Source organism: Cellulomonas septica (assembly GCF_012396155.1).
Taxonomy (GTDB): Bacteria; Actinomycetota; Actinomycetes; order Actinomycetales; family Cellulomonadaceae; genus Cellulomonas; species Cellulomonas septica.
This window is the reverse complement of sequence record NZ_JAAXOY010000085.1, coordinates 1-8,539: the sequence shown is the minus strand read 5'-3', so window position 1 is coordinate 8,539 and position 8,539 is coordinate 1. Positions and strand designations below refer to the sequence as shown.

Annotated in this window: 6 protein-coding genes; 3 read left to right on the top strand and 3 right to left on the bottom strand. The window is 72.9% G+C overall.

Annotated elements, in window-relative coordinates; genetic code table 11:
- The first annotated feature begins 219 nt into the window (after window positions 1-219).
- Together HGA02_RS05460 and HGA02_RS05455 are read left to right on the top strand one after the other, a co-directional pair.
- Window positions 220-1,344, top strand: a complete 1,125-nt coding sequence (locus HGA02_RS05460; protein ID WP_168678146.1) for a hypothetical protein — start codon at window positions 220-222, stop codon at window positions 1,342-1,344.
- A gap of 372 nt (window positions 1,345-1,716) precedes the next feature.
- On the top strand, window positions 1,717-5,061 hold the full coding sequence (locus HGA02_RS05455; protein WP_168678145.1) for a discoidin domain-containing protein: 3,345 nt from the start codon (window positions 1,717-1,719) through the stop codon (window positions 5,059-5,061).
- A gap of 72 nt (window positions 5,062-5,133) precedes the next feature.
- On the opposite strand, the gene yidD is transcribed toward HGA02_RS05455, so the two are convergent.
- Entirely contained in the window at window positions 5,134-5,421 is a 288-nt protein-coding gene (gene yidD / locus HGA02_RS05450) for a membrane protein insertion efficiency factor YidD (RefSeq protein WP_168678144.1), read from the bottom strand.
- A gap of 44 nt (window positions 5,422-5,465) precedes the next feature.
- Complete coding sequence (locus HGA02_RS05445; RefSeq protein ID WP_168678143.1) at window positions 5,466-5,894, bottom strand: DUF6314 family protein; 429 nt, start codon at window positions 5,892-5,894, stop codon at window positions 5,466-5,468.
- 127 nt (window positions 5,895-6,021) lie between these two features.
- Between HGA02_RS05445 and HGA02_RS05440 the strand changes: the two genes are divergently transcribed.
- Window positions 6,022-8,259 (top strand): carbon starvation CstA family protein, encoded by a 2,238-nt coding sequence (locus tag HGA02_RS05440; RefSeq protein WP_168678142.1) that lies wholly within the window; start codon window positions 6,022-6,024, stop codon window positions 8,257-8,259.
- Here the strand turns inward: HGA02_RS05440 and HGA02_RS05435 are convergent.
- Complete coding sequence (locus HGA02_RS05435; protein WP_210728208.1) at window positions 8,164-8,427, bottom strand: hypothetical protein; 264 nt, start codon at window positions 8,425-8,427, stop codon at window positions 8,164-8,166. The genes HGA02_RS05440 and HGA02_RS05435 overlap by 96 nt on opposite strands.
- Window positions 8,428-8,539 lie beyond the last annotated feature (112 nt).

Below are 8,539 nucleotides of genomic sequence, written 5' to 3'. Positions count from 1 at the left end.
CTGCTCGCGGCGGGCGCAGGCCTGACCGCTGCGGTCGCCCTGGTCGCACCGCTCCTGGCCGCCTCGGCCCTCGTCCTCCCCCGGTCCGACGAGGCCCGGCTCCGGGCGACGGCGAGGTCCGCCGGGACGGCGCCGTCCTGAGCGCCGACGTCCCGGCCACACCGCCGCCGGAGCAGAAAGACGGCCGCTCGACGACCCTCCCGCTGCGACACTGCGCGCGTGGACGACGACGGACGAGCACCGGCCGACACGGTGCTCGGCGCCCTCCAGCGCGGCCGCGGACTGGGGTTCCGGCAGGCCGTGGCGACGCGCGCAGCGGACGACCTCCTGTCGTGCCTCACGAGCGACCCCCGCTGGGACCGCCAGACGGAGGAGCGCGACGCGTACCACGCGCGTCTCGTCGTCCGCCTCGGGATCCCGATCGCGGCGATCACGCTCGACGCGAACGACACCGACCTGCGGACGGGTACGGCGTTCGGGGTGCTCGTCGAGCTGGCCCGGGACGGTTCGACCGAGGCCGCAGCGTCCTTGCTGCGCTACGTCGAGTCCGCCGCGGAGCCGGACTGGTGGACGGTCGAGACCGTCTGGGAGGTGACGGAAGCCGCGGGGAGGGACCGACTCCGGGACGTGGTGCTCGACAGGATCCTCGACGACGAGCTCGACAACGTCGTCACGGGGCGTGCCGACAGCCCGTGGCAGGCCTGGGCGGACCATCCACGTGTGGCCGCAGCACTGGCGCGCGCGCCACGGCCGCCGCTGCGCGTGGCCCCACCGGACCTGCGGGACCGCACGTCCGGCCAGCTGGTCGTGGTGGCCACCGGACCTGCCTCGAGCGTGCGTACCGCCGCGTTCCGTGAGCTCGCCCGCCGGGGAGATCTCGTCCTGCTCGACGTGGCGGAACGGACGGGGCTGCGCAACCGCCTCGGCGTGGTCTCGTCCCTCGCGCCGGCCGTCACGGCCCTCGGCGCGGCGGCACTCCCCCGCGCGCGGGCGTGGCTCGACGCGGACGACGACTGGCTTCGTGGACTCGGGCAGGACGTCGTCTGCGCCCACGGCTCAGCCGACGACGGTGACATGCTGCTCACCTGGTTCGACGAGGCCGTCGCCGCGGGCGAGTGGTGCGCGACCGAGCAGCCGGCTGTCGGCCTCGGGCGCCTGCGTCATGCGCGCGCACGTGCGTCGCTCCGGGAGGCGTGGGCTCTCAACCCGCACTCCTACGCCCGTCGGTTCTACCTGCCGGCACTCGTCCGGATCGACGGTGCCGAGGCGGAGGTCGACGAGGCCGGGGACGACTGCGAGAGCGCGGTGCGGGACCTGGCCCGGGCGGCACGAGCCACGCGCTGACGGCGTGCACGACGGCGTCCGTGGCGCCGACCCGTGCGCAGTCAACATCGACATGTCCCGCGTGCGGGTCGCCCCTTGACTGCCCCCGCAGAGCATTCGTATCGTCCTCTCCACGACACCGCAAGAAATCGACAGTCGCGACGCACAAAGTTGTGCGTGGCGCGGAACACCTGCACGACGGTGTCGGGCCGCTGCCTGCGCACTCAGCGGTCGCTCCTGGTCCCACCACTGAACGCCGTGCACGTGCCGGCGGGGTCAGCGACCCCGCGACGCGTCCGGGAGCACGCGACCGACGACGGCCGCGACGTGCCCGGCCGCACCCACGCGCTCGGCCCGGACCCGCCGCAGGAGGCGGGAGAACGAGGACGACCCATGAGAAGGAACGTCAGGCACGCGGTCGTGGCGGTCGCCACGGCCGCGCTCATCGCACCGCTCGGCCTCGCGCTCGTCGCGCAGGGTGCCGCCGCGGCGCCCGTCAACCTCGCCGCGGGCAGGCCCGCGACGGCCAGCAGCTCGACCGACGTCTACGGCGCCGGCAACGTCACCGACGGCAACCAGGCCACGTACTGGGAGTCGACGAACAACCAGCTCCCGCAGTGGGTGCAAGTCGACCTGGGTGCGGCCGCCACGGTCACGGACCTCGCGCTGAAGCTGCCCACCGCCGGGTGGGGGGCGAGGACCCAGACGATCACCGTGCAGGGCTCGACGAACGGCTCGACGTTCACGACGCTCAAGGCGCAGGCCGCGTACACGTTCGGGCCCACCTCCGCCAACACCGTCACGGTCGACGTCACGGACACCTCCGTGCGGTTCGTGCGGCTCAGCATCTCGGCGAACACCGGTTGGCCCGCGGGGCAGCTCTCGGAGCTCGAGGTCTACGGCACGGCCGGCCCGACGCCCACCCCGACGACGCCCACCACGCCCCCGACCGGGAAGGACCTGGCCGCGAACCGGCCGATCGTCGCGTCGTCGACGGAGTGGACCTACGTCGCGGGCAACGCCGTCGACGGGCAGCTCGGCACGTACTGGGAGGGTGCGGGCGGCCAGTACCCGTCGACCCTCACGGTGAGCCTCGCGTCGGCGAGCCAGCTCTCGGGCGTCGTCGTCAAGCTCAACCCCGACGCCGCGTGGGGCAACCGGACGCAGACGTTCGAGGTGCAGGGCCGGACCGGCACGGGCACGTTCACGACGCTCGCTCCGTCCGCAGCCCGGGCGTTCAGCCCGTCGACGGGCAACACCGTCACCGTCCCGGTCAGCGGCACCGCGTCCGACGTCCGCCTCGTGTTCACGGGCAACACCGGGGCCGGCAACGGGCAGGTCGCCGAGCTCCAGGTGCTCGGGACGCCCGCACCCAACCCGGACCTCACCGTCACGAGCGTCACGTCGTCCCCCGCGAACCCCACGGAGTCGACGGCCGTCACGCTCAGCGCGACGGTCCGCAACGCCGGGACGGCCGCGTCGGCCGCGACGTCGGTCGCCTTCCAGGTCGACGGGCAGACGGCCGCCACCGCGTCCGTCGGCGCGATCGCCGCGGGCGCGACCGCCACGGTCACGGCGTCGATCGGCGCGCGCGCCGCGGGCTCGTACACGGTCGGCGCGACGGCCGACCCGGCAGGCACCGTCGTCGAGCAGGACGAGTCGAACAACGCGTACAGCAGCCCGACGAGGCTCGTCGTCGCGCCCGTGCCCACGTCGGACCTCGTGCCCGTCGTGAGCTGGAGCCCGGGCAACCCGGCGGCCGGCGCGGTCGTCACGTTCACCGGCGCGGTCGCGAACAACGGCAACGTCGCGACGTCGTCGGGCACGCACGCGCTCACAGTGACGATCAAGGACTCGACCACGGGCACCGTCGTGAAGACGCTCACCGGGTCCCCCAGCGGCGCGATCGCGGCGGGCGCGACGAGCGCCACCGTGAACCTCGGCACGTGGACCGCCGCGAACGGCACCTACACGGTGTCCAGCGCGGTCGCCGCCGACAGCACCGAGGTGCCCGGCAAGCAGACGAACAACGTCGTCACCGGCGGGATCTACGTCGGCCGCGGCGCGCACCTGCCGTTCGACATGTACGAGGCGGAGGACGGCCGCACGGGCGGCGGCGCGGTGCTCGTCGGGCCGAACCGCACGGTCGGCGACCTCGCGGGCGAGGCGTCGGGCCGGCGCGCGGCCACGCTGTCGGCCACGGGTGCCTACGTCGAGTGGACGCTCAAGAACCCGACGAACACCCTCGTCACGCGCTTCTCGATCCCGGACAACGCCGCCGGGACGGGCCAGAACGGCAGCATCGACATCCTGGTGAACGGGACGTTTCTCAAGCGTCTCGACCTGACCTCGCGGTTCGCGTGGCTCTACGGCAACGAGACCAACCCCAACAACCAGCCGGGCTCGGGAGGGCCGCGGCACATCTACGACGAGGCGAGCACGCTCCTCGGCACGACGGTCCCGGCCGGCGCGACCATCCGCCTGCAGCGCACCGCGAGCAACCCGCAGCCCGTCACGGTCGACTTCGTCAACACCGAGCTCGCGACGGCGAACCCCAACCCGAACCCGGCCCAGTACGTGCAGCCCACCGGCTTCACGCACCAGGCGGTGCAGGACGCGCTCGACAAGGTGCGCATGGACACGACGGGCGCGCTCAAGGGCGTCTACCTGCCGACCGGCGACTACAGCACGAGCTCGAAGTTCCAGGTGTACGGCAAGGCGGTCGACATCGTCGGCGCCGGGCCCTGGTTCACGCGCTTCTTCGCGCCGAGCGGGCAGGAGAACACCGACGTCGGCTTCCGCGCGGAGGCGTCGGCGAACGGGTCGAAGTGGCGGGGCTTCGCGTACTTCGGCAACTACACGTCGCGGATCGACGGGCCGGGCAAGGTCCTCGACTTCACGAACGTCGCGAACATGACGGTCGACGACCTCTGGGTCGAGCACATGATCTGCATGTTCTGGGCGTCCAACATGGACTCCTCGACGATCACGAACTCGCGCATCCGGAACACGTTCGCCGACGGCATCAACATGACCAACGGGTCGGCGAACAACCGCGTCGCGAACATCGAGGCACGCGGCACGGGCGACGACTCGTTCGCGCTGTTCGCCGCGACCGACGCGGGCGGCACCGGCCAGACGGGCAACGTCTACGAGAACCTGACGTCGCTGGTCACGTGGCGGGCCGCGGGCCTGGCCGTCTACGGCGGGTACGGGAACACGTTCCGCAACATCTACATCGCGGACACGCTCGTGTACTCCGGCATCACGATCAGCTCGCTCGACTTCGGCTACCCGATGGACGAGTTCGGGTCCGCCGCGCCGACGAGCTTCCAGAACATCTCGATCGTGCGCGCCGGCGGGCACTTCTGGGGCAACCAGACGTTCCCCGCGATCTGGGTGTTCTCCGCGTCGAAGAAGTTCCAGGGGATCCGGGTGAGCGACGTCGACATCGTCGACCCGACCTACTCGGGGATCATGTTCCAGACGAACTACGTCGGCGGTCAGCCGCAGAACCCGATCACCGACACGACGTTCACGAACGTGTCGATCACCGGGGCCCGCAAGAGCGGCGACGCGTGGGACGCGAAGTCCGGGTTCGGCATCTGGGTCAACGAGATGCCCGAGGCCGGGCAGGGGCCCGCGGTCGGCTCGGCGACGTTCACCAACCTGCGGATGAGCGGGAACGCGCAGGACATCAGGAACACGACGTCGACGTTCACGATCAACCGCAACTGACGCCGACGCGCTGACCGCCCGGGCCGGGTCCCTCACCGGCCCGGGCGGCTGCGTCACCCGGGCCGCGCGGACCTAGCGGAGCGGGAAGCGGAACGGGATCGGGATGCCGCCGCAGCAGCACACGCCGCTCACGTCGGACTGCGCCAGCATCGCCGCGGCCCGGTAGCAGGCCAGGAACTGCAGAGCGGTGGGGATCACCGACCGCACGACGCCACGCCGAGCGACGAACCCGCGGACCGCGACCGAGCAGGAGTCGCCGCCGTGCGCGACGCGGTGCGCGCAGCTCCAGCCCTTCCGCGGCGAGAGGCGGCGCTGGTACACCGCGATGAGGCGGTCGGCGGCGGTGGCGAGGGGGCTCATCGCGTCACGGTAGGTGGCGCTCCGGGACCGCGCGCGGCGAGCGGTCAGGCGTCGTCGGGCAGCCGCCGGTACGTCGTCGTCAGCCGGTAGTCCTTGCGCGGGCCGACCGCGTGCCAGACCTCCTCGTAGGCGTCGTCGCCGACGAACCGGCCGGTCACGGTGTACGTGTCGTCACCGCACCCGTGCACGCCCGACCAGCGGTCGTCGCGCAGGTCGAACCCGTAGAACGGCCGCCCGTCGCCGAACAGCACGTCGACCGCCCCGCCACCGCTCGCCCGCAGCCACAGCCGCCGCGTGGCGGGCCGCTCGTCGCCCCCGAACGCCAGCACGCCCTCCTCGACGCACGCGAGCCCGCCGTCGTCCGTCGGCACGAACGCCGCGGTCCCGCGGAACGTCCCGTCGAGCCCGGCGCGCGCGTCGGCCACGGCGCGGTCGACCGACCACGCACCGGCGAACCTCGCGAGCACGTCCACGGTCGCGACGGTCTCACGACGGGCCGGTCCGCCGGAAGCGCGGGGAGCCGGTCCGCCCGGTTGCGACCCGCAGTGCCGCGCGTAGCGTGCGTGCTGGTCGACGACGACGACGCCTGAGGGGGCCAGCATGGTCGCGCGCACCGAGATCGAGCACGTCCGGACGGACCCCGACCTCCCACCGGTGGCGGTGGTCGAGCGCGGCCCCGTCCCACCGGCCCGGCGCGCGGTCCTCGCCGCCGTCGCGGTGCTCGGCGCCGTCGCCTGGTCCGTCCTCGCGCTCGCCCGCGGCGAGCAGGTCAACGCCGTGTGGTTCGTCTTCGCCGCCGTGTGCACCTACGTCATCGGCTACCGCTTCTACGCGCGGCTCGTCGAGGCGAAGATCGTGCGCCCGCGGGACGACCGCGCGACGCCCGCGGAGCGGTACGACAACGCCAAGGACTTCATGCCGACGGACCGGCGCGTCCTGTTCGGGCACCACTTCGCCGCGATCGCGGGCGCGGGACCCCTGGTCGGACCCGTGCTCGCCGCGCAGATGGGCTACCTGCCGGGCACCGTGTGGATCATCGTGGGCTGCGTGCTGGGCGGCGCCGTCCAGGACTACCTGGTCCTCACGCTCTCCGTCCGGCGCCGCGGCCGCAGCCTCGGTCAGATGGCGCGCGACGAGCTCGGCCGGTTCGGCGGCGTCGCGGCCCTCGTCGCGGTGTTCGTCATCATGATCATCCTCATCGCGGTCCTCGCCCTCGTCGTCGTGAACGCGCTCGCCGAGAGCCCCTGGGGCGTCTTCTCGATCGCGATGACGATCCCCATCGCCCTGTTCATGGGCACGTACCTGCGGTTCCTGCGGCCCGGTCGGGTGTCCGAGGTGACGATCCTCGGCGTCGCGCTGCTGCTCCTCGCGATCGTCGCGGGCGGCTGGGTGGCCGAGACGGACTGGGGTCAGGACTGGTTCACGCTGAGCCCCGTCGCGCTCGCGTGGTGGCTCGCCGCCTACGGGTTCGCCGCGTCGGTCCTGCCGGTGTGGCTGCTGCTCGCCCCGCGCGACTACCTGTCGACGTTCATGAAGGTCGGCACGATCGTCCTGCTCGCGGTGGGCATCCTGGTCGCGCGGCCCGAGGTGCAGGCGCCCGCCGTGTCGTCGTTCGCGCTGCGCGGCGACGGGCCCGTCTTCGCCGGTGCGCTGTTCCCCTTCCTGTTCATCACGATCGCGTGCGGCGCGCTCTCCGGGTTCCACTCGCTCATCGCGTCGGGCACGACGCCGAAGCTGCTCGAGAAGGAGAGCCAGGCGAAGCCCATCGGCTACGGCGGCATGCTGACCGAGTCGTTCGTGGCGATCATGGCCCTGGTCACGGCCGTCGTGATCGACCAGCACCTCTACTTCGTGATGAACGCGCCCGCGGGCGCGACCGGCGGGACGCCCGAGACGGCGGCGGCCTACGTCAACGGGCTGGGCCTGGGCGGCACGCCCATCACGGCCGGGGAGATCGAGGGCGCCGCGCAGTCCGTCGGGGAGGAGTCGATCGTCTCGCGCACGGGCGGCGCGCCGACGCTCGCGTTCGGCATGTCGCAGGTGCTCAGCACCGTCCTCGGCGGGTCCGGCCTCGCGGCCTTCTGGTACCACTTCGCGATCATGTTCGAGGCGCTGTTCATCCTCACGACGGTCGACGCGGGCACACGCGTCGCGCGCTTCATGCTGTCCGACAGCCTCGGCAACGTCGGCGGTCCGCTGCGACGCTTTCGGGACCCCTCGTGGCGCGTCGGCGCATGGATCTGCTCGGTCGTCGTGGTCGGTGCGTGGGGGGCGATCCTGCTGATGGGCGTCACGGACCCCCTCGGCGGCATCAACACCCTGTTCCCGCTGTTCGGCATCGCGAACCAGCTGCTCGCCGCGATCGCGCTCACGGTGGTGACGGTCGTGGTCGTCAAGAAGCGGCTGTACCGGTGGGTGTGGATCCCCGCGGTCCCGCTGGTGTGGGACCTCGCCGTGACGATGACCGCGTCGTACCAGAAGGTGTTCTCCGCCGAGCCGCGGATCGGCTACTGGGCCCAGCACCGGGCCTTCCAGGACGCGCGCGCCGCGGGCGAGACCTCGTTCGGCGTCGCCACGTCGCCCGGCGAGATGGACGCGGTCATCCGCAACACCGCCGTCCAGGGCACCCTGTCGATCGTCTTCGCGGTGCTCGTGATCGTCGTCGTGCTGGTCGGCGCCGTCGTCGTCGTGCGGTCCGTGCGTGCGGGCGGCCTGCCCACGACGGAGGAGCCCGACGAGCCGTCACGCCTCTTCGCGCCCCGCGGTCTCGTGCCGACGGCCGCCGAGCGCGAGGTCGAGGACGATCGCGCCGCCGACGACCTCGTCGGGCGGCGGTGACGCGGTCTCGCCGACGGCCTCGGGCATCGCGAGCGCGACGACCTGCGCCATCCACAGCGCGACGCCGAGACCCGCGGCCAGGAGGTACCGCCACGCGCGCGACCACCCCCGCCACCGCGGGTGCAGCCAGACGTCGGGCGTCGGGGGCGCGACGACGACGGAGGACATGCCGCCAGCGTAGAGGCGGCGCCCGCGTCGCAGGTCAGCCGTCGGGCGGGTCGGCCTCCACCCTTGTGCGGAGGCCGTCCGGGCGAGCGGGCGCCGTCAGCCGCCTCGCCCG